The sequence below is a fragment of the Duganella sp. FT27W genome (assembly GCF_009295655.1).
GTDB lineage: Bacteria > Pseudomonadota > Gammaproteobacteria > Burkholderiales > Burkholderiaceae_D > Rugamonas > Rugamonas zoogloeoides.
Genome location: NZ_WHIV01000003.1, coordinates 909922 through 930360 on the forward strand (window position 1 = coordinate 909922; position 20439 = coordinate 930360).

Genomic DNA, 20439 nt, shown 5'->3' on the forward strand with positions numbered 1-20439 from the left:
CCAATTTCGGATTAAAATACATTTTTGCCCGGCCGCCCCTTTTGCCGCCGGCTACTGGAGAATCTAGTGGTACAACGCTTGCTCGAACCAGGCCAGATCGAAGCGCTCGATCACACCGCCATTCCGCGCCTGCTGCTGCCTGAAGCACGCAGCCTGTTTGCCGCGCGCGCCGCGCGCCTGCGCCAGCTGGCCAACAACGATATCAAGGGCATTCCGGTCGGCGAAGCCATGCAGGGTTATCTGCAACTGATGGCGGCCGTGGTGGACGCGCAAGGCGCGGTTGCCGCCGCGCTGCCCCCCGAGACTTTCAGCCTGCCACCGGCGGCCGACATCAAGCTTTCCATCGATCACAACATGCCGCCGCTGCCCGTCAACGGCGTGCGCCCCCCCGAGTGGCGCACGGTGTTCGCGGCCCTGCTCGACCACCTGGCGGCATCGGTCAAGGACCAGCCGCAGATCGACGCCGTGCTGGCCGAACTGCGCGTGCTCGACGTCGCCCAACTGGAAGGTTGCGCCGACGCCGTCCTGGCCGAACTGACCGAAGGCGTGCACCCGCTGCATGCACCGTTCGTGGCCGCCGCGCTGCAAGTGATGTGGACCAGGCGCGCCGGCCAACTCGATTCGCCGCGCGTGCAGCCCTTGGTCACCAATACCCTGTGCCCCGTATGCGGCTCGCACCCGGTGGCGAGCGTGATCCGCATCGGCGGGCAGTCGCAGGGCTACCGCTACCTGCAGTGCAGCTGCTGCGCCAGCGAATGGCACATGGTGCGCGTAAAGTGCTCGTGCTGCGAGCACACCGGCAAGATCGCATACCAGAGCCTGGAAACCAACGACGACAAGCTGCCGGTGGAAGACGCCACGGACGCCAAGGCGAACAAGGCCAACGACCCGAGCAAGGTCGCCCGCGCCGAGACCTGCGAAGACTGCAAAACCTATCGCAAGATCTTCAACCAGGAGCACGACTTCAACGTGGAGCCTTTGGCCGACGACCTGGCCAGCCTCACGCTGGACGTGCTGGTAAGCGAAGCCGGTTACGCGCGCGCCAGCGGCAATCCGCTGCTGTGGTTTAACGCAGCATGACCGCGCCGGCCAGCAGCACGACTGCCACTACCGCAACTGCGGCGCCGGTGACGTCCAGCGCGCCGAAAATCCGCTTGCCGGCCGTGCACCTGATCCTGTCCGATGCCGGCTGCCAGCCGCTGATCGAGCAATATGGCCGCACCCAGACCACGGACACGGCGCGCGCACTGCTGGCCGACCTGCGCGCCCGGCTGCTGGCCGCACGCCAGGATGACGGCGCTGCCGGCATCGATACCGGCGCAAGCACGGCCGCCAGTACCGGTGCAGCCACCGACATCCCTGCCCTGCTGGCCATGCTGGCCGAACGCCTGCAACGCAGCAACCGTTCCAACCTGCGCGCTGTCTTCAACCTCACCGGCACCGTGCTGCACACGAACCTGGGCCGCGCGCTGCTGCCCGACAGCGCGGTGCAGGCGGTGGCCGAAGCGCTGCGCTGGCCGATGAACCTGGAATGGAACATCGACACCGGCAAGCGCGGCGACCGCGACAACCTGGTGGAAGAGCTGCTGCTGGAACTGACAGGGGCGGAAGCGGCCACCATCGTCAACAACAACGCCGCCGCCGTGCTGCTGATGTTGAACACCCTGGCGCTGGGCCGCGAAGTGATCGTCTCGCGCGGCGAACTGGTGGAGATCGGCGGCGCCTTCCGCATCCCGGACGTGATGACGCGCGCCGGCGCCGTACTGCGCGAAGTGGGCAGCACCAACCGCACCCATTTGAAGGACTACGCGGAAGCGGCCGGTCCACAGACGGCGCTGATGATGAAGGTCCATTGCAGTAATTACGAAATTACCGGTTTTACGAAAAGCGTGGAGCTGCCGGAACTGGCGCCGCTGGCCAAATCGCATCAGATCGACGTTGCCGTCGATCTGGGCAGCGGCACGCTGGTGGACCTGGAGCAGTATGGCCTGCCGCACGAAACCACGGTGCGTGAAACGATTGCCGCCGGCGCCGACCTGGTGACCTTCAGCGGCGACAAGCTGCTGGGCGGCCCGCAATGCGGCATCATCGTCGGCCGCAAGGATTTGATCGCGCAGATCAAGAAGAACCCGCTCAAGCGCGCGCTACGCGTCGGTAAGCTCACGCTGGCCGCACTGGAGCCGGTGCTGGCCCTGTACCGCGCGCCCGACCTGCTGCCCGAGCGCCTCACCACGCTCAAGCTGCTGACCCGGCCCGCCGCCGCCATGCGCGCGCAGGCGGCAGCGATCGTGGCGCCGTTGCAGGCGGCGCTGGGCGCCAGCTACGCAGTGACCGCCGAGGCCATGACCAGCCAGATCGGCAGCGGCGCGCTGCCGGTGGACCAGTTACCGAGTTTTGGTTTGGTGATCAGACCAAACGGTAAAGCCAGCAATGCGCTGGGTAGGCTGGAACAGCGCCTGCGCGCCTTGCCGCTGCCGGTGATCGGCCGCGTGGCGCACGATGCGCTGTGGCTCGACCTGCGTTGCCTGAACGACGAACAGCAGGAAAAATTCATCGCCCAGCTGGCGCTGCTGGAGCAGGCCGGCGCATGATCATCGGTACCGCAGGCCATATCGACCATGGCAAGACCACCCTCACGCGCGCGCTCACCGGCGTCGATACCGACCGCCTGAAGGAGGAAAAGGCGCGCGGCATCTCGATCGAACTCGGTTACGCCTACACGGCACTGACGGAACACGATACGCTGGGCGTGATCGACGTACCGGGCCACGAAAAATTCATCCGCACCATGGCCGCCGGCGTCACCGGCATCGACGCCGCCCTGCTGGTGGTGGCTGCCGACGACGGCATCATGCCGCAAACGCTGGAACACCTGGCCATCCTGCGCCTGCTTGGCGTCAAACGCGGCGCGGTGGCGCTCACCAAGATCGACCGCGCCGACGCCGCGCAGATCGCCCGCATCGAAGCCGACATCGCTGCCCTGCTGGCGCCGACCGACTTCGCTGGCGCCCCTGTTTTTCACACCAATGCCACCGAGGCCGACGACGCCGGCGTGCAAGCCCTGCGTGCCTACCTGGCGCAACTGGCGGCCACGCTGCCGGCCAGCGACGAGCGGCGCCTGTTCCGCCTCGGCGTGGACCGGGTATTCACCTTGTCCGGCCAGGGCACCATCGTCACTGGCACCGCGCTGGCGGGCACGGTGCGCGTGGGCGACACGGTGACGCTGGCGCCGGGCGGCCAGCAGGCGCGCGTGCGCAGCATCCATGCGCAGAACCAGGCGGCGGAAACCGGGCGCGCCGGCCAGCGGCTGGCGCTCAACCTGGGCGGCGTGGCCAGGGAAGACATTGCGCGCGGCACCTGGATCGTCGCGCCGGCATTGGCCGAATGCTCGCAGCGGATCGATGTCGAACTCACGCTCACGCCCGATTGCGGCGTCACGCTCAAACCGTGGTCGCCGCTGCACGTGCACCTGGGCGCCGCCCACCACACGGCCAACGTGGTGCTGCTCGACGGCGAGGCGCTGGCGCCGGGCCACACGGGCCGCGTGCAGTTGGTGCTCGACGCGCCGGTGCACGCGGTGCCGGGCGACCGCTTCGTGATCCGAAATGCGCAAGCCACGGCCACCGTGGGCGGCGGCGTGGTGCTCGATCCGTTCGGCCCCGCGCGCAAGCGCCGCAGTGGCGCGCGGGTGGACTGGCTCGATGCGCTGGCGGATTTCATCGACCATGGCGACACGGCCGCCCTGCTGGCGCGCAGCGCCTTGGGCTTGCGGGTGTCGGCGCTGGTGCGGCTGTCGCAACTGCCGGCCGCGCTGATCGCCACGCCGCCGGGCGCCGTCAACGTGGCGCTGACCGGTGGCGACGCGCTGCTGATCGGCGCCGCCGACGTGCAGGCGCTGGAAGAACGCATCCTGGCCGCGCTGGCGCAGTTCCACGAACGTTCGCCGGACGACGCCGGGCCGGAGTTATGGCGGCTCAAGCGCATCGTCTCGCCGGAGATGGAAGAGCGCCTGTGGAGCCGGCTGGTGGACACCCTGCTGGCCGCTGGCCGCATCGCCCGACGCGGGCGCAGCCTGCACCTGCCGCAGCACAGCGTGGAGCTGGGTGCGGAAGAACAGGCGCTGGTGGCGCCGTTGCTGGTATCGCTGCTGGCGGGCCGCTACGATCCGCCGTGGGTGCGCGACCTGGTGCGCGAACACGCAATGCCCGAGGCCGAAGTGCGGCGCCTGCTGCGCAAGCTGGCGCGCAGCGGCGAGATCAGCCAGATAGTGCCCGACCTGTTTTACCACCCGCAGCCGCTGGCGGAGCTGGCGCAGTTGCTGGTCACGCTGCCGCAGGTGCAGGCGGCATCGTTCCGCGACGCCACCGGCCTGGGACGCAAACGCGGCATTCAGATATTGGAGTTCTTCAACCGCGTCGGCTATACTCGGCGCGTTGGAAATATTCACATGGTGCGACCCGATACAACGTGGTCCTAGCACTCCCAAGGAAGGCAATCTCATCCGGTGATGGGGCCGGGCTTCAAACCCGGTGAGGGGCGTCAGCCGTTCCTCTGTAGGTTCGACTCCTACTGCTTTCCGCCACTTCCCCGTCTATTTACATCTTTTTACACCCATTTCCTGTCAACAGGCTGGCGGGCGCGTCAGCAGTTTCCACAAGGAACATTTTTTCCTGATCGGTGCTACAATTTCTCATTCGCAATATTTTTTGCATTAGAGATAACTTTACATCGAGGACGTCTATGAAACTGGCTAATATGAAAGTGGGGGCGCGCCTGGCCCTGGGCTTCGGCTCCACGCTGGCACTGTTGGTGGTCGTGGCGATCGGCAGTTCCACCGCACTCAACACGGTCACCAACGACACCGACAACCTGATCGAGCAACAGTTGCAAACCGAGCGCCTGGTCACCGAATGGAAAGGCAGCATCGAGAACAATGTGCAGCGTGCACAGGCGGCCGCCCGCCTGACCGACCCCGAGGAACAGAAATACTTCGAAGACGGCCTGGCGCGCGCCATCAAGCGCAACGGCGAAGTGCAGAAACTGATCGTCGAGCGGCTGGTTGATGCACGCGCCAAGGAACTGTATGCCAAGGCCATGGCCGACCGCGACATCTACCAGGCCGCGCGCAAAAGCGTCATGCAAGCACGCGATGCCGGCGACGTCGCGCTGACCAAGCAACTGATCAACCAGAAGTTCGTGCCGGCCAGCGAAACCTACCTGGCCAGCATCGGTGCCGTGGCCGACCGCCAGCGCGCCGCCATCGACGAAATCGGCAAGGCCGTGCACGACCGCAGCGTGCAGGCCATTACCATTACCGCCATCCTGACCGCGATCTCGATCGGCGTGGCGCTGCTGCTCGGCTGGCTGATTGCGCGCTCGGTACTCAGGCAGCTCGGCGGCGAGCCGGCCTACGCTGCCGGCATCACCGACCGCATTGCCGCCGGCGACCTGACCGTGCGGGTGGACCTGGCCGCCAACGACACCAGCAGCCTGCTCTTCAGCATCGCCGCCATGCGCGACCGCCTGGCCGCCATCGTGGGCGAAGTGCGCGGCACCACCGAGGCGGTGGCCACGGCCTCCGACGAAATCGCCAGCGGCAATATGGATCTGTCCTCGCGCACCGAGCAGCAAGCGAGCTCGCTCGAAGAAACCGCGTCGTCGATGGAAGAGCTGACCTCCACCGTCAAGCAGAACACCGAGTACGCGCGCCAGGCCAACCAGCTGGCCGCCAGCGCTTCCGATGTGGCCGTGCGCGGCGGCGACGTGGTGGCCGAGGTGGTGACCACGATGGAATCGATCAGCACCTCGTCCAAGCGCGTGGTGGACATCATCGGCGTGATCGACGGCATCGCCTTCCAGACCAATATCCTGGCGCTGAACGCGGCCGTGGAAGCGGCGCGCGCCGGTGAACAGGGCCGTGGCTTCGCCGTGGTGGCAACCGAAGTGCGCAACCTGGCGCAGCGCTCAGCCAGCGCCGCCAAGGACATCAAGGAACTGATCAGCGACTCGGTGGAAAAAATCTCGACCGGCGCGATGCTGGTGGACCAGGCCGGCAACACCATGACCGAGATCGTCAACAGCGTGCGCAGCGTGAGCGACATCATGGAGCAGATCGCCACCGCCAGCCTGGAACAGGAAGCCGGCATCGACCAGATCAACCAGGCCATCGGCGAGATGGACGGCGTGACGCAGCAGAATGCGGCGCTGGTGGAACAGGCGGCAGCAGCGGCCGAATCGCTGCAAGGCCAATCGAAGCACCTGGCGCAGCTGGTCAGCGTGTTCAAGCTGGACAATGCAGGTTTCGCGCCGGCGGCAGCGGTGCGTCCTGCTGCCAAACGCAGTGCCGCCCCGGCAGCGGCCAGCCGCCGCCTGGCGCTGGGCAGCTGATTCGGCGCAACTGGTTCGAACCACCATCCTTCCCTGCGTCATTGCCGCCCGCGCGGCGTGCGCAACACGCCGTCGCGCGAACGCGATAACGAGGAAAAACAGGACGAAAAAAAAGCCACCCGGGTGACACCAGGTGGCTTTTTGCTGAGCTAACTCAGATTACTGCGCAGCAGCAGCCGCTTCTTCAGCAGCAGCTTTCATCGACAGCTTCAGGCGGCCGCGGTCGTCGGTTTCCAGAACCTTGACGCGCACTTGCTGGCCTTCTTTCAGGTAGTCGGCGACGGCGTTCACACGCTCGTTGGCGATCTGCGAGATGTGCAGCAGGCCGTCTTTGCCTGGCATCACTTGCACGATGGCGCCGAAGTCCAGCAGTTTCAGCACGGTACCGTCGTAGGTTTTGCCTACTTCGACCGACGCGGTCAGTTCTTCGATGCGGCGCTTGGCTTCCTGGCCGGCAGCAGCGTCGACGGAAGCGATGGTGACCACGCCTTCGTCGCTGATGTCGATCTGGGTGCCGGTCTCTTCGGTCAGCGCGCGAATCACGGCGCCGCCCTTGCCGATCACGTCACGGATTTTTTCCGGATTGATCTTGATGGTGATCAGGCGCGGAGCGAAATCGGACAGTTCCGTTTTCACGGTTGGCATGGCTTTTTGCATTTCGCCCAGGATGTGCTCGCGGCCTTCCTTGGCTTGCGCCAGTGCCACTTGCATGATTTCCTTGGTGATACCCTGGATTTTGATGTCCATCTGCAGCGCGGTGATACCGTTGCGGGTACCGGCTACCTTGAAGTCCATGTCGCCCAGGTGATCTTCGTCGCCCAGGATGTCCGACAGCACGGCAAACTTGCCGCCGTCCTTGATCAGGCCCATGGCGATACCAGCCACGTGCTCTTTCATCGGTACGCCCGCATCCATCAGCGCCAGGCAGCCGCCGCAGACCGAAGCCATCGACGACGAACCGTTCGATTCGGTGATTTCCGACACCAGGCGCACAGCGTAGCTGAACTCGTCAGCTTCCGGCAGCGCGGCGATCAGCGCGCGCTTGGCCAGGCGACCGTGGCCGACTTCGCGGCGCTTCGGCGTACCGACGCGGCCGGTTTCGCCGGTGGCGAACGGTGGCATGTTGTAGTGCAGCATAAAGGAGTCGGTGAACTCGCCCATCAGTGCATCGATCTTTTGCGAATCGCGGGCGGTGCCCAGGGTGGCAACGACCAGCGCCTGGGTTTCGCCACGGGTAAACAGTGCCGAGCCGTGGGTACGCGGCAGGACCGACGTGCGGATCGAGATCGGACGCACGGTGCGGGTGTCGCGACCGTCGATGCGTGGCTCGCCTTCCAGAATTTGCGAACGCACGACCTTGGCTTCCATGTCGAACAGGATGTTGCCAACTTCGACGCCATCCGGCGACACGGCGCCAGCGGCAGCCGCTTCGGCGCCCAGTTCAGCGACGACTTCCGAGTGCATCGAACGCAGCTTGTCGGTACGTGCCTGCTTGTCGCGGGTTTGATACGCTTCGCGGATTTTCGCTTCGGCGAAATGGGTCACGCGGCCGATCAGCGCTTCGTTTTTGGCTGGCGCGGTCCACACTTGTTCAGGCTTGCCGCCGTCGCGTACCAGGTCGTGGATGGCGTCGATGACAGCTTTCATCTGGGTGTGGCCAAAGACCACGGCGCCGAGCATGATTTCTTCGGACAGCTGCTTGGCTTCCGATTCCACCATCAGCACGGCCGCTTCGGTACCGGCAACCACCAGGTCCATCTGCGAGGTTTTCAGCTGTTCAACCGTTGGGTTGAGGATGTACTGGCCATTGGCGTAACCCACGCGGGCAGCGCCGATCGGGCCGTTGAACGGTACGCCCGACACGCACAATGCGGCCGAGGCGCCGATCATCGAAGCGATGTCGGGATCGATTTCCGGGTTGACCGACAGCACGTGAATGATCACTTGCACTTCGTTCATATAGCCTTCTGGGAACAGAGGGCGGATAGGACGGTCGATCAGACGCGATGTCAGGGTTTCTTTTTCCGAAGGGCGGCCTTCACGTTTGAAGAAACCACCGGGAATCTTGCCGGCTGCATAGGTCTTTTCAAGGTAATCGACGGTCAGCGGGAAGAAGTCCTGGCCCGGCTTGGCATCCTTGCGCGCCACCACGGTAGCCAGTACGACGGTGTCTTCAATCGACACCAGCACTGCGCCAGAGGCTTGGCGAGCGATTTCGCCGGTTTCCAGCGTGACCGTGTGCTGGCCGTACTGGAAGGTTTTCGTAACTTTATTAAACATGGGTAAATCCCTTTCTATTTGCCGACAGATTTTCAGGCGCTGTCGTTCACCTCACCACGGGCGGCATCTGTGGCTGCCGCCTTTGCTACACTTGCTCTTTAACAGCATGCCAGCTTGTCAAATGACTATTCCAGCTAGCAATTTTTTCGTCTGCACAAATGACAAAATGCCTGCGACAGTAAACTGGCGCAGGCATTTCTTTTGAAGCTAAGGGCGCAATAAAATTACTTACGCAGACCCAGTTTGGCGATCAGATCGCGGTAACGGGTAGCATCCTTGTTCTTCAGGTACGACAGCAGGCTTTTACGACGGTTAACCATCATGATCAGACCGCGACGCGAGTGGTGATCCTTGCTGTGGGCCTTGAAGTGGCCGTTCAGTTCGTTGATGCGGGCGGTCAGCAGTGCAACTTGCACTTCTGGCGAGCCGGTGTCTTTTTGGCCACGGGCGTTGTCCGCGATGATCGCGGCTTTGTTGATGTTTTCTACGGTCATGATATTTACCTTTAACATGCGGTGCGCGGAGTCTGAACCCTGCCCACCGTGATTTCAAAAAAACTGGTCCGAAAAGACCAGACCCGCAAGTATAGCGGAAAATGGCCTGCATGTACTCATTGAGTACGACAATTGCTGAATATTCTGCCCTCCACTGAGTAGGAGCAGTCCCACGTGCAGCTTGGGAGTGCGCCGACGTTAAATCAGCTGTGTGATTGATATGATCCGCCCATACCGTCACGCAACTTTTTTATGGAGTAGTCATGTCTTTCCGCACCCCGTCCGCCCGTACCGCCATCTATACCGCCTCCCTGCTGGCCCTGTCTACCGTCTCCGCGCTGGCATTTGCCCAGCCATCGCCGGCGCTGGACCGCGCCAGCCTGTCGGTCGGTGCGTTCTATACCGAGCCGCGCATCAAGGTCGAGGGCGACACCGAGTACGGCCGCATCGACACCGGCACCTACAAGGGCGATAAAACCACCCTGCCACGCGTCAAGGCGTCGGTACTGATCGGCGATTCGCACGGCTTCGACTTCGACTACTACCGCTACGACAAAGACTACAACCCGGGCCTGTCCGGCAGCACCAACTTCAACGGCCAGCCGCTGACCGGCAACGGCCGCCTGAACGCCAAGCTGCGCCTGGACCTGGCCAGCATCGCCTACAAATGGTGGCTGGGCCAGGGCAATGACGTGTTCGGCATCGGCATCGGTGGCGCCTACTACCGCGCCGGTATCGAAGGCACGGCCAATGGTTCGATCAACGGCATTTCCGGTAACGCCCGCTACGACGAAAGCGAAAGCGCCTGGGCGCCGCTGCTGGAACTCGGTTATCGTCACCAGTTCTCGCCGGAAGCACGCTTTTATGCCAATGCCAACGGCATCAAGAAAAACGGCGGCAACGTCAATGGCCATATTTACGGCGGCTCGGTCGGCATGGAATGGTATGTGACGCCGATGGTCGGCGTGGTGGCGGAATACACGGCCTCCAAGATCAGCCTGCGCCGCGACCGCGACGACACCGCCGTCAACGTGCGCCTGAACGGCCCTGCTGCTTACCTCAAAGTGCGCTTCTGATCTTTCCCCGCTTTACGCTTGCTGTGGCAACGCGTGGACTTGTCCGCGCGTGCCACACTCCCCTCCCTGTCTTTCAATCATTCGATTGATTATTTTTACACCTCCCAGCGTTTGCGGTTTTGGCAACATGTAGAATTGTTGTCATTCATAAACCTATTTCATTCCATGAAAAAAGCTCTCGCGGTGCTGGCGTTGTCCCTGTTTGTGCTACCGGCCATGGCGGCCACTTCCATGGCCCATATCCAGCCGGGCAGTTGCGAAAAGCCGGCATGGCCGCGCGAGTCGCTGCGTGCCCTGGAAAAAGGCCGCGTGATCCTGGCGTTCCTGGTGGGTGAAGACGGCAAGCTGCACGAGACGACGGTGCTGCGCTCGAGCGGTTTTGCGCGCCTCGACCGCGCTTCTGTCGAAGGCCTGGCGCTGTGCCAGTTCAAGCCCGCCATCGAAGACGGCAAGCCCATCGCCGCATGGGCACGCATCGCCTACGTCTGGACGTTTGAAAACCAGGGACTGAGCTCGTCGGAACTGTCGGCAATGGAACGCAGCGCGCGCCAGGGCGCCGCTGCCAGCCAGTTCGAACTGGGCAAGATTTACCTGAGCGGCCGTGCCGGCAAACGCAATATGGAAGCCGGTACGCAATGGATACGGCGCGCCGCCGACCAGGGCCTGGCTGGTGCACAGGTGGCCATGGCGCTCACGCAAATCAGTTCCAGCCGCTTCAACAATGCCTCGGAAGAGACCGTGGAATGGCTGCGCAAGGCCGCAGCACAAGACCATCCGGCAGGCCAGTACCTGCTGGCGCGGGTATTGATGGCGCAAGGCAAAATGGCAGAAGCCCAGCCCCTGATGGATCGCGCCGTGGCGCAACAACATCCCGAGGCGATGTCGCTGGCGGGCGTGCAGTTGCTCGACAGCGGACGCAGCGAAGACTTGCCACGCGCCACCGCCCTGCTGCAACAAGCGGCGGCCAAGGGTGACAACAACGCCCACTGGATGCTGGCCGAAAGCTACGCGATTGGCCGGGGCCTGCCGCAAAGTAACGAGCTGGCGGTGGAACACTTCCGGCCAGCCGCAATCGCCGGCATCGGCCCGGCCCAGCGCGAACTCGGATTGGCCTATGCCAACGGCAAAGGCATCAAGCAGGATGCGGCACTGGCCAAACTCTGGCGCGACGCCGCTGATGAGACCGACAAGCGCAAAGCCAGGGCGGAGGCCGAGGCACAGGCGAACCCTGACAAAAAATTATGAAAATTTCCTAGTGGCATGTAATGGCGTGTAAGATAAGTGGTCAATTCATCCACCATGCCATCATGATTCGTGCTCTTGCTCCATTCCTGCTGATCGCCGTCCAGGCACTGCAGCCCGCAGTCGCCGCCACCACCAAGCCGGTCGTACAATTCGAAGGCTGCGCCTTGCCACTGTGGCCATTGCCGTCGTTGCGGGCGGAACACTCCGGGGTAGTCACGCTCTCGTACCTGATCGGCGCAGACGGGCGCGTGCGCGAGTCACGGATCAAAAAATCCAGCGGCCACGCGGCGCTCGACCTGGCGGCGCAGGAAGGCATCGAACGCTGCTCGTTCACACCAGGCACCGAAAATGGCAAGCCGGTCACTGCCTGGATGGACATGCAGTATGTGTGGACACTGGAACCGGACGATCCTGCCGTTATTGCAAAAAAGACGCAGGAGATGCTGGCAGCTGCCGAGCGTGGCGATGCCGAGAGCCAGTACCAATTGGCCTGGTCGTATCTTGAAGGCCGCAACGTCGAGAAAGACGAAGTGCAAGGCCGGCAATGGTTGCTCAAGGCCGCCGAACAGGGCCTTGCCAGTGCGCAGGCGGGCATGGGCATGTTGGAGGGAAAGCTCGCCGGCGCCCCGCGCACCGAAGCGGCCATGGTCTGGTACCGCAAAGCGGCCGAGCAAGGCGATGCTTCCGCCTTGTTCGTGGTTGCCACGTCCCTCATGGAAGCCGAGAAAATCGAAGAGGCGATGGACAAGCTCGATGAGTCGGCAGACAAGGGATTTCCCATCGCGCAGGAAATTCTCGGCGGAATGTTGATCGACAGCGAAGATGAAGATCAGCAGTTGTATGGTTTCACCCTGCTACAGAAAGCCGCCGATCAATCCATGACCGGCGCCATCGTCAAGCTGGCCAAATGCTATGCCAGTGGCAAAGTGGTGGCGCGCGATGATGTGAAGGCAGCAAAGCTGTACAGCGAGGCCGCCGCCAATGGCAACGTGGAAGCAAAAATCGCACTGGCCGGCTTCTACGAAAGTGGCCGTGGAGTGAACAAGAACCCCGAGCGGGCCAAGCGCCTGATGCAGGAAGCAAATGAAGCGCCCACGGCTGGCGCAGCAGCGGCCGGCCAATAAACGTCCGCAAGCTGCGCCGCTGCCTGCATGCCTCCTCCCGGAACAGGCTGCAGGTTGGCGTGGGTAGCGCGGCGGCCTCAGCCGCTGTCGTCGCCAAACAACTCGGCCAGCGCCAGCTTGCCGCTGGCCGGCACCTCCAGCGCGCGGCTGTCGCTGTTGCGCCGCAACCATCCGCGCTCGATAAAATTGTCGAGCAGCGCCACTGCCAGCGGGCCGGCGAAGTGATCGCGCCGCTCCGACCAGTCCACGCAGCCGTACAGTTGCCGCCTTGCCGGCACGCCCTCGGCGGGCAGCGCCACGCCCAGCGCCAACAGGCGCTGTCTGCCTTCCGGTGTCAGCGGATAATCGTGGGCGCCCGGCGTCACCCAACCGCGCGCGATGAAACACCGGCACAAGTCCACGCCCAGCACGCCGGCCAGGTGGCCGTAGCACGTGCGCGCGTGGCGCAGCCCGGTCATGGCCGGCGCCTGCCAGCGCGTGGTTTCGGGCAGCGCGCCGTCGGCTACGCGCAGCAATGCTTCCAGCGCGTGCGCGACATTGGCGTCGGCCAGCATGTAATAGCGATGCCGCCCCTGGGCGCGCACGCGGGCCAGGCCTTCGTCCACCAGCAGCTTCAAATGCTGCGAAGCGGTGGGCGCGGCGACACCGGCGTGGGTGGCGAGGTCGGTGGCAGTGTAATAGCGGCCGTCCAGCAGGCGCGACAACATCAGCGCCCGCGTGGGGTCGCCGATGGCGGCGGCCACGCGGGCAAAGCGTGGTTGCGCGGCGGTGTTCATGCCGGATCCGGTGCAGGAGGCATAGTCGGCATGGCTGGCGTAGTCGACATGGCTGGCGTGGTCGGCTTGGTCGGCTTGGTCGGCGTGGCCGAGGGGGCCGACGTATCGCACACACGCGGCGGGTGAAACGGCGGCGCCTGCTCGCGCTCCATCAGGCCATAGTCACGCACGACCTCGGCCACGCGCAGGCGGTAATGCTCGAACACGCCGGCGCGGCCGGCCGACTGGGCGGCGCGGTGCGCCTCGCGTTCGCGCCAGGCGCGCACCGCCGCCTCGTCGCGCCAGAAGGACAGCGACAGCAGCTTATCCGGATCGCCGATGCTGGTATAGCGCTCGACCGAGATGAAACCATCGACCTGCGCCAGCAGCGGCCCCAGCTGCGCAGCGCGCGCCAGGTACTCGGCGCGGCCAGCCGCGCTCGGCACAACTTCAAATATGACGGCGATCATTGCGCGCCCTCCGGCAAGAATATGGTGGCGCCATTGTAGGCCAGCGGCGCCTGCTTCACCGTGCCACCAGCGCCAGCGGCGGCAGGCAGAACGCGCCCTCGACCGCCTCAACAAAAGTACGCTGCTCGCGCAGGATGAAACGCTGACTGCGGGCCAGCTCGAAATTGGCCCGCGCCTCGTCGTCGGCGCGCAGACTGGCGCGATAGGCCTCGTAAGCCGCCAGCGACTCGAAAGCCACCAGCCCCCACGCCTCGTCGTTGGTGCCTTCATGCGGCAGGAAGTAGCCAAGCAAGTGGCCGCCCAGGCGCGGAATGATGCGGCCCCAGTTTTCGGCGTACACGCGGAAGGTATCGCGCTGGAACGGGTCGATCTGGTAGTGGATAAAGCAGGTGATAGTCATGTTGGCCTCTGGTCGTTGAAAGTACCGACAAGATAGCCTTGGGCGGGATCGAATGCTTCGGCGTGGAACGAAGTATGGGAATGATCCATACGAAAGCAAGGTTCAACTTGTTTTCCAGCCTGTCTCATGCAATCCAGCCGTTTCTGTGGCGCCGTGCATCACCAGAAGACTCAGCAGATCCTCCTTGGTAAACGGCGGGGCAGACAGATCATTAATGGTTTTAAGCAGGGCCATCTTCACCCTGGCTGGCGCAGCCGTGTTCATCTTATCGATAAAGGCACCTGGGGAAAGGACACTAATTCCCATCGCCGCCAAGTCTTTGACAGCAAGATGCGCCAGGTTGCTGGATACAATGAATACCTTGTCAGCAACGCCCTCTTCCTGAGCCAGGGTATGCAGCACAAGTGCGGCGGAAGCCACATGGATGTCGCCAGCATGTACAGCTGGCGGCACCTTGGCCCTGTAAGCAGGCCTGTCATAAAGCAGCACTTCATATTCTGGCCCCACTGCGTCGCGAAAACAATTTAGCCGGTATTGAGCTTTGGCGATGTGCTTCGGATTGGCTCGTGCTGCTTTGAACGCTTTTCTTTCCTTCGCGTTTTCCGCCAACGCCACTGCCCCAAAGTTCCGGATGAACTCACCTTCAATGGTCTGCGTCCACCGAGGGTAATACAAGCCAATCATGAACATGTCGAAAAGAATATCCGACAAGCGAGGTGGAAGGAGTACATTGGCGTCCAATACGGCAAGCGTGCTGCCTCCTGGCGAGAGCGGATGGTCAATCGACATTTCACCCGCCCCTTTTAGCAGCCTTCACGTATTCAGCGTCTGGAATGGCATACATCCCGCTGTCGGCGGCTGCTTTTCGGTAGTCTTTATCGATTGTCGCGGCTGATTTGTCCGCGATCCATTGCAGCACCGACGACTTGGGGACCTTACGATGGCCGCCTTTGGATGTCACGCCGCCCGCAAGTTTGTCAGCATCGATCAGCATGGCCACATATGGCCGGCTGCAACCCATGAGTTGCGCAGCTTGCTCCGTGCTGAGCATCTCTACGTTTTTGCCATCGGCGACCACGTCGCTGGCGACGCTCTCACTGGCAACGATGGCCAGGTGAATCTGAACAGCGGCACGCAGTTCCCTGGCCGATTGATCTTGCCCATCGAGCAAATCATGCAGGGCTCGCGCAATCTGATGCGACGTGAGCGGCTGGCCCCACGCGTCCAGTTTCTCGGCCAGTCTGGACGCTATGGTTGCCCATGTATCTGGCGCAAGTACTCTGCGCTTCAATGTCGCCGTCATATGACCTCCGTTTCGATTTTAAATGCTAATCGAAAAACGAAACCATTACAAGGAACGACCTGTTGAAAGCGCAAGCGGCGCCGGGGTCAACGATGGCTGTCGTCGTCCTCGATCTCGGTCTGGATCACGCTGACCGGCTTGCCCTTGGCCAGGCGCCAGACCAGCACTGCGTAGCCTGACAGGCCGTATGCGATAAACAGCGGGAACATCACCTTGGGCGGATCGATCGAAATCAGGGCGAAGAACAGTGCGATCAGGAATACCGTGATGAACGGTACCGACTTGCGGAAGTTGACGTCCTTGAAGCTGTAGAACGGCACATTGGTGACCATGGTCAGGCCGGCAAATACGGCGATGCCCCACGATACCCAGGCCAGCTCGAGGCCGGAAACTTCCTGGTCCACCATCAGCAGCACGAAGCCGGCCACCAGCGCGGCGGCCGACGGCGATGGCAAGCCCTGGAAGAAGCGCTTGTCCACGACGGCGATATTGGTGTTGAAGCGGGCCAGGCGCAGCGCGGCGCCGGCGCAATAGACAAACGCGGCGATCCACCCCAGCTTGCCCAGGCCGCGCAGCGACCATTCGTATATCACCAGCGCCGGTGCGGCGCCGAACGAGACCATGTCGGCCAGGCTGTCGTACTGGGCGCCGAATTCGCTCTGGGTGTTGGTCAGGCGCGCGACCCGGCCGTCGAGACCGTCGAGCACCATGGCAATAAAAATCGCCCAGGCCGAGTATTCGAATTTCTGGTTCATCGCCATGACGATGGCGTAGAAGCCGCAGAACAGCGCAGCGGTGGTAAAAGCGTTGGGCAGCAGGTAGATGCCGCGCGGGCGGGGACGGTCGAGGTCTTCCCCCCTGGCCCTGCGCGCAAAACGGCTGAAACGCGACGTCTTGGGCAGTTTGGCTTTGGCAGCGGCGTTCTTGGCGCGGCGACGCGGGAAGTTCGGCATAGGGTTCCAGTTCGGTTAATGTTCTTGTTGCGTCATCATTATAGAGGAGCCGAACATAAAAAAGGGGCCGCATGCCGGCCCCTGGTTGTGCAGCGACTTTTCTATTTGAAGCGCACCTTGCCCACCGCACGCATATTGAGCGTGGTTTCGCCCGGCTCGAAGCTGGGCTCTTCCACCGCTGGCGCCGCCGACATCGAGGCCGCCCGCGCCATGGGTGCAGGGGGCGCGGGCGCACCGCGTTCGGCGTAATTTCCGGAACCCTCGAAATCCATCACTTCCACCACGGCGTCGGCGGGATCGCGGCCCATGGCGGCGGCGACGGCGCGCACGCGCTGGTTCAGGTTGGCATAGGTAGCGGCGATGCGCTCATCATCGAGCTTCTGAAACGTGGCCGGCGCCAGGCCGAAGTACAGATTGGACAATCCCAGCACGCCCTGCCCGGCGGCGACAGTCTTGGGCAGGCCGGCCAGGTTGGTGGTGGTCACGCGCAGGCTTTGGGTCACACGCCAGCCGTTGGGCACGCGCGGCTGGGTGTTTGGCGGATTGGTCTGTTCGGGATAGACGGGATAGGTGGAATACGATTCGGTCTTGAGGCTGGCCTGCGGGTCGGCCTGCTTGAGCAGCGCCAGCCCCTGCTTCATTTTCAGGTTGACGCGCGACTGCGCGACCGCCTTGTCCTTGCTGGTTTCCTCGGCCGTCATGACGACGGTGACCTGGTCGTTGGCCTGGCGTACCGTGCCGGTGGCCGGCAGGACGATCAACATGCCCGTGCTCGGCAATGGTGCCGGCGCGGCTGCGTGGGCAGCACCAGCACCGGCGCAAAGGATGGCAGTAACAGCAAGTCTGGACATCATGGCAGTCTCCTGGTTGATATAAAAGCAACCTGGACTCTACCATGATGTTTGCCCTACAACATCACATTATTTGAAGCGCACCTTGCCCACCAGGCGCATTTCCAGCGTGGTCTCGCCCGGCTCGAAGCTCGGCTCGGCGACTTCCATGCTGTCGGCGGCCTTGGCGCGCATCATCATCGGCGCGGCGCGGGCGCCTTCCTGGGCATAGTTGCCCGAACCTTCGAAATCGACCGTTTCGAGCACGGCGTCGCCAACCTTGCGGCCCATGGCGGTGGCAATCGAGTTGATGCGCTCGTTCAGATTTTTATACGTGGCGGCGATGCGCTGATCGTCGAGCTTTTTGGTGGTTTCCGGCGCCAGGCCGAAATTGAGGTTGTTCAGGGTCAGCACCTTCTGGGCGGCGGCGGCCGTTTTCGGCAGCGCTTCCAGGTTGGTCGTGGTCACTTCCACGTACTGGCCCACGCGCCACGAAGTCGGCACGCGCGGCTTGGCGACCTGGCCGTTCGGCAAAGGGCGGTCTTCCGGATACACCGGATAGGTGTAATAGCCCTGGGTTTTCAGGCTTGCTTGCGGATCAGCCTTTTTCAGGATATCGACGCCCTGCTTCATTTTCTGGTTCACGCGCGACGCGGCAGCAGCCTTGTCCTTGTCCTGCTCTTCGATGGCAAAGGTAGCAACGGCCTGGTCATTGGCATGCTTGACTTCACCGAAGGCCGGCACGACGACCAGCGCGCCGGTGGTCGGCAGCGCTTCGGCGGCATGGGCGGCGCCCGTCAGTGCGAGTGAAACTGCGGCGGCGGCGGCGAGGTGTTTGATGACGGTCATTGCATACTCCAGTTAAGTTTAAGACAAAACAAACTTTAACTGAATTTACATGACGCAACTGTAAGACATGGTGAGTGTTTGTAACAGAGCGCACCTGACTTATCAAGACGCTGGCAGCAGCGCCACCGCGCGCAGGCCGCTGCCGCCCCGGTTGTGCAACTGCAGGCTGCCGCCGTGCGCTTCGACGCATGACCGGGCAATGGTCAGCCCCAGACCGGTGCCGCCAACCGCGCGGTCGAGCCGGAAGAACGGTTTGAACACATTGTCCAGCTGCGCCGGCGCGATGCCCGGGCCGTCGTCGTCGATCACGATGCGCAGCACGGCGCCGCCGCCCGCCTCCGCCCGGGCATGCTCGATGCCGATGCGGGCGCGACTGCCGTAACGCACCGCGTTTTCCACCAGGTTGGTCAGCGCGCGACGCAGGCCCAGCGGCCGGCAGCGGTACGGCACGCTGGCGGGCGCCGTGGCGTGCAGGCGCACGTCCTGCCCCAGCGCGCCCTGTTCGGCGGCGATGTCGCGCAGCAGGCCGGCCAGGTCGGTTTCGGTCGTGGCTTCCGCGTGGGCCTCGTCGCTGGCCATGCGCAGCGATTGCTCGACCATCTGTTCCATGTCCACCAGCGTGCGCTGCATGGCGGTGCGCAGGTCGGCATCGTCCACCAGCTCGGCGCGCAGCCGCAGCGTGGCAATCAGCGTGCGCAGATCGTGAGTGATGGTGCCGATCAGCTGCGCCTGGTCTTCGATATGGCGCGCCAGCCGCTGGCGCATGGCGTCGAACGAGGCGGTCAGTTCGCGCGTCTCGCGCGGGCCGCTCAACGGCAGCGGCGCCACCTGCTCGCCGCGCCCCACCCGCTCGGCCACGCGCGCAAGCTTGCGGATCGCGCGCAAGGTGCCGTGCACGAAAGCGAAGCCCAGCGCCAGCACCAGCAAGGTGGTCATCGGCAGCGAGAAGCGGTTCGAGCGCCACCACGGGAACTTGGTCATGGGCTGCTGGGCGCTGTTCATCCAGTGGCCGTCGGCCAGGCGCATGGAGATGGCCAGCCGGGCTTCCTGGTCGTCGCCTTCGGCCGGTTCGAAACGCACTCGCACGGCGTCGGCCGCCAGGCCGGTTCTGGCCAGCAGGCTGGCGTGCAGGTTGGCTTCCTCGCCGGGCAGCGCTTGGTGCGGTTCGATATCGCTGGCGGCGGCCACGCGCACATGGGTGCCGGGACGATCGAGCGCGGCCAATACTTGCGATGCCTGCGCGGCGCCGGGCACGGCCTGCAACTGGGCGCCAGCGAGGCGCCACATATCGACAGCCTGGGCAATGACATGGCGGCGCGACACCGGGTGGATAACGTCGCCGCGCCCGAGCACGATCAGCGAGGCGACCTGGTAAGCGATCATGGCGCCGAACAGCACCAGGATCAGCTGCGCGGCCATGGTGCGCGACCACCAGTGCTGCCAGTATGCCGTCATTGCGCGGTGTGCGGGGCGGCCAGCGGCACGCCACGCGGACAGGCAACGACGTCGGTGGCAAACAGGTAACCCTGCCCCCACACGGTCTTGAGCAGGCCCGGCTGGCGCGGGTCGCGCTCGAGTTTCTTGCGCAGGCGACTGACCTGGCTGTCGATGCTACGGTCGAACGGCAAGGCGTCGTCACCCACCGTCAGGTCCATCAGGCGGTCGCGGCTCAGTATGGTGCCGGGGTGGTCCACCAGCGCGCGCAGCAGGCGGTACTCCGCCTGGCTCAGCGCCACCGGAATGTTCAGTTGCTGGTCGTACAGCTGGCGTTTTTGCACGTCGAGGTACCAGGCGTCGAAGGCGAAGCCGGCGTAGGGATTGGCGGACGTGGCCGCAGCGGGCGGCATGGGCGAGAGGTACTGGGCGCGGCTGCAGCGGCGCAGCACCGAACGGATGCGCGCCAGCAGCTCCGGCGGATCGAACGGTTTGACCACGTAGTCGTCGGCGCCGCTGTCGAAGCCGGCCAGCTTGTCGGCCGCGCTTTTCATGCCGGTCAGCAGGATGACCGGCAGTTGCGACCTGGCGGCGACCGCCCGGCATAGCGACAGGCCGTCCTCGCCCGGCATGGTCACGTCGAGCACCATCAGGTCGAACCGGGTGCCGGCCAGCGCCAGCCGTGCCTGCTCGGCGCTGGCGGCGGTGGTGGCGCGCAGGCCCTGGCGGCGCAGGTATGCCGCCAGCGCGTCGCGGATGTCGGGATGGTCGTCCACGACCAGTATGTGTTCGCCTGCTTGTGCTGCCGTCGTCATGATGATGCACCCTGGTGCCACATT

The 20439-nt window shown here is 63.8% G+C and carries 19 protein-coding genes and 1 tRNA gene; 8 read left to right on the forward strand and 12 right to left on the reverse strand.

What is annotated here, in order from left to right; translation table 11 throughout:
* Positions 1 to 66: 66 nt before the first annotated feature.
* From fdhE to F8197_RS15885, 5 genes are all read left to right on the forward strand, one after another.
* Complete coding sequence (gene fdhE / locus F8197_RS15865) at positions 67 to 1080, forward strand: formate dehydrogenase accessory protein FdhE (RefSeq protein ID WP_373996890.1); 1014 nt, start codon at positions 67 to 69, stop codon at positions 1078 to 1080.
* Positions 1077 to 2591, forward strand: coding sequence for an L-seryl-tRNA(Sec) selenium transferase (gene selA / locus F8197_RS15870; protein WP_152882674.1), 1515 nt, complete (start codon positions 1077 to 1079; stop codon positions 2589 to 2591). The genes fdhE and selA overlap by 4 nt, the downstream gene beginning before the upstream one ends.
* Positions 2588 to 4477: a selenocysteine-specific translation elongation factor gene (gene selB / locus F8197_RS15875; RefSeq protein ID WP_152882675.1), complete on the forward strand. Its 1890-nt coding sequence runs from the start codon at positions 2588 to 2590 to the stop codon at positions 4475 to 4477. The genes selA and selB overlap by 4 nt, the downstream gene beginning before the upstream one ends.
* Positions 4478 to 4486: 9 nt before the next feature.
* Positions 4487 to 4582, forward strand: a tRNA-Sec gene (locus F8197_RS15880).
* Positions 4583 to 4740: 158 nt separating this feature from the next.
* Positions 4741 to 6387 carry a methyl-accepting chemotaxis protein gene (locus tag F8197_RS15885; protein WP_227012271.1) on the forward strand — a complete coding sequence of 549 codons (1647 nt, stop codon included), beginning with the start codon at positions 4741 to 4743 and terminating at the stop codon, positions 6385 to 6387.
* Positions 6388 to 6546: 159 nt separating this feature from the next.
* On the opposite strand, the gene pnp is transcribed toward F8197_RS15885, so the two are convergent.
* Together pnp and rpsO are read right to left on the reverse strand one after the other, a co-directional pair.
* A complete protein-coding gene (gene pnp, locus F8197_RS15890; RefSeq protein ID WP_019920361.1) occupies positions 6547 to 8667 on the reverse strand; it encodes a polyribonucleotide nucleotidyltransferase in 2121 nt (706 codons plus the stop codon).
* A 224-nt stretch (positions 8668 to 8891) separates the two neighbouring features.
* Positions 8892 to 9161, reverse strand: a complete 270-nt coding sequence (gene rpsO, locus F8197_RS15895; protein WP_026637007.1) for a 30S ribosomal protein S15 — start codon at positions 9159 to 9161, stop codon at positions 8892 to 8894.
* A gap of 263 nt (positions 9162 to 9424) precedes the next feature.
* Between rpsO and F8197_RS15900 the strand changes: the two genes are divergently transcribed.
* From F8197_RS15900 to F8197_RS15910, 3 genes are all read left to right on the forward strand, one after another.
* Positions 9425 to 10237: a hypothetical protein gene (locus tag F8197_RS15900; protein WP_019920363.1), complete on the forward strand. Its 813-nt coding sequence runs from the start codon at positions 9425 to 9427 to the stop codon at positions 10235 to 10237.
* A 165-nt stretch (positions 10238 to 10402) separates the two neighbouring features.
* Entirely contained in the window at positions 10403 to 11482 is a 1080-nt protein-coding gene (locus tag F8197_RS15905; RefSeq protein ID WP_152882676.1) for a TonB family protein, read from the forward strand.
* 62 nt (positions 11483 to 11544) lie between these two features.
* Positions 11545 to 12606, forward strand: coding sequence for a TonB family protein (locus F8197_RS15910; RefSeq protein ID WP_227012272.1), 1062 nt, complete (start codon positions 11545 to 11547; stop codon positions 12604 to 12606).
* A gap of 77 nt (positions 12607 to 12683) precedes the next feature.
* Here the strand turns inward: F8197_RS15910 and F8197_RS15915 are convergent, their stop codons facing one another.
* The 10 genes from F8197_RS15915 to F8197_RS15960 all read right to left on the reverse strand — a co-directional run bounded on the left by F8197_RS15915 (position 12684) and on the right by F8197_RS15960 (position 20415).
* Positions 12684 to 13382, reverse strand: a complete 699-nt coding sequence (locus F8197_RS15915; protein ID WP_152882678.1) for a helix-turn-helix transcriptional regulator — start codon at positions 13380 to 13382, stop codon at positions 12684 to 12686.
* The gene (locus tag F8197_RS15920; RefSeq protein WP_152882679.1) at positions 13379 to 13831 is read right to left on the reverse strand and encodes an antibiotic biosynthesis monooxygenase; all 453 of its coding nucleotides are present in this window, start codon (positions 13829 to 13831) and stop codon (positions 13379 to 13381) included. The genes F8197_RS15915 and F8197_RS15920 overlap by 4 nt, the downstream gene beginning before the upstream one ends.
* Positions 13832 to 13886: 55 nt before the next feature.
* The gene (locus tag F8197_RS15925) at positions 13887 to 14231 is read right to left on the reverse strand and encodes an NIPSNAP family protein (protein WP_152882680.1); all 345 of its coding nucleotides are present in this window, start codon (positions 14229 to 14231) and stop codon (positions 13887 to 13889) included.
* Positions 14232 to 14333: 102 nt separating this feature from the next.
* Positions 14334 to 15020 (reverse strand): hypothetical protein, encoded by a 687-nt coding sequence (locus tag F8197_RS15930; protein WP_152882681.1) that lies wholly within the window; start codon positions 15018 to 15020, stop codon positions 14334 to 14336.
* 1 nt (position 15021) lies between these two features.
* Positions 15022 to 15534 carry an excisionase family DNA-binding protein gene (locus tag F8197_RS15935; protein WP_152882682.1) on the reverse strand — a complete coding sequence of 171 codons (513 nt, stop codon included), beginning with the start codon at positions 15532 to 15534 and terminating at the stop codon, positions 15022 to 15024.
* A gap of 86 nt (positions 15535 to 15620) precedes the next feature.
* A complete protein-coding gene (gene pssA, locus F8197_RS15940) occupies positions 15621 to 16487 on the reverse strand; it encodes a CDP-diacylglycerol--serine O-phosphatidyltransferase (RefSeq protein WP_152882683.1) in 867 nt (288 codons plus the stop codon).
* A 101-nt stretch (positions 16488 to 16588) separates the two neighbouring features.
* A complete protein-coding gene (locus F8197_RS15945) occupies positions 16589 to 17341 on the reverse strand; it encodes an SIMPL domain-containing protein (RefSeq protein ID WP_373996891.1) in 753 nt (250 codons plus the stop codon).
* A gap of 66 nt (positions 17342 to 17407) precedes the next feature.
* Positions 17408 to 18166: an SIMPL domain-containing protein gene (locus F8197_RS15950; protein ID WP_152882684.1), complete on the reverse strand. Its 759-nt coding sequence runs from the start codon at positions 18164 to 18166 to the stop codon at positions 17408 to 17410.
* Between the two features lie 102 nt (positions 18167 to 18268).
* On the reverse strand, positions 18269 to 19621 hold the full coding sequence (locus F8197_RS15955; protein ID WP_227012273.1) for an ATP-binding protein: 1353 nt from the start codon (positions 19619 to 19621) through the stop codon (positions 18269 to 18271).
* A complete protein-coding gene (locus F8197_RS15960; RefSeq protein ID WP_152882685.1) occupies positions 19618 to 20415 on the reverse strand; it encodes a response regulator in 798 nt (265 codons plus the stop codon). The genes F8197_RS15955 and F8197_RS15960 overlap by 4 nt, the downstream gene beginning before the upstream one ends.
* Between the last annotated feature and the right edge of the window lie 24 nt (positions 20416 to 20439).

Bases quoted from the DNA above. Each gene is read 5' to 3' on its own strand.
- F8197_RS15905 (WP_152882676.1), top strand. From the start codon at position 10,403: ATGAAAAAAGCTCTCGCGGTGCTGGCGTTGTCCCTGTTTGTGCTACCG.
- F8197_RS15960 (WP_152882685.1), bottom strand. From the start codon at position 20,415: ATGACGACGGCAGCACAAGCAGGCGAACACATACTGGTCGTGGACGAC.
- F8197_RS15885 (WP_227012271.1), top strand. From the start codon at position 4,741: ATGAAACTGGCTAATATGAAAGTGGGGGCGCGCCTGGCCCTGGGCTTC.
- F8197_RS15955 (WP_227012273.1), bottom strand. From the start codon at position 19,621: ATGACGGCATACTGGCAGCACTGGTGGTCGCGCACCATGGCCGCGCAG.
- F8197_RS15900 (WP_019920363.1), top strand. From the start codon at position 9,425: ATGTCTTTCCGCACCCCGTCCGCCCGTACCGCCATCTATACCGCCTCC.
- selB (WP_152882675.1), top strand. From the start codon at position 2,588: ATGATCATCGGTACCGCAGGCCATATCGACCATGGCAAGACCACCCTC.
- F8197_RS15930 (WP_152882681.1), bottom strand. From the start codon at position 15,020: ATGTCGATTGACCATCCGCTCTCGCCAGGAGGCAGCACGCTTGCCGTA.
- pnp (WP_019920361.1), bottom strand. From the start codon at position 8,667: ATGTTTAATAAAGTTACGAAAACCTTCCAGTACGGCCAGCACACGGTC.
- F8197_RS15935 (WP_152882682.1), bottom strand. From the start codon at position 15,534: ATGACGGCGACATTGAAGCGCAGAGTACTTGCGCCAGATACATGGGCA.
- F8197_RS15920 (WP_152882679.1), bottom strand. From the start codon at position 13,831: ATGATCGCCGTCATATTTGAAGTTGTGCCGAGCGCGGCTGGCCGCGCC.
- F8197_RS15950 (WP_152882684.1), bottom strand. From the start codon at position 18,166: ATGACCGTCATCAAACACCTCGCCGCCGCCGCCGCAGTTTCACTCGCA.
- F8197_RS15910 (WP_227012272.1), top strand. From the start codon at position 11,545: ATGATTCGTGCTCTTGCTCCATTCCTGCTGATCGCCGTCCAGGCACTG.
- selA (WP_152882674.1), top strand. From the start codon at position 1,077: ATGACCGCGCCGGCCAGCAGCACGACTGCCACTACCGCAACTGCGGCG.
- rpsO (WP_026637007.1), bottom strand. From the start codon at position 9,161: ATGACCGTAGAAAACATCAACAAAGCCGCGATCATCGCGGACAACGCC.
- F8197_RS15925 (WP_152882680.1), bottom strand. From the start codon at position 14,231: ATGACTATCACCTGCTTTATCCACTACCAGATCGACCCGTTCCAGCGC.
- pssA (WP_152882683.1), bottom strand. From the start codon at position 16,487: ATGCCGAACTTCCCGCGTCGCCGCGCCAAGAACGCCGCTGCCAAAGCC.
- F8197_RS15915 (WP_152882678.1), bottom strand. From the start codon at position 13,382: ATGAACACCGCCGCGCAACCACGCTTTGCCCGCGTGGCCGCCGCCATC.
- F8197_RS15945 (WP_373996891.1), bottom strand. From the start codon at position 17,341: ATGATGTCCAGACTTGCTGTTACTGCCATCCTTTGCGCCGGTGCTGGT.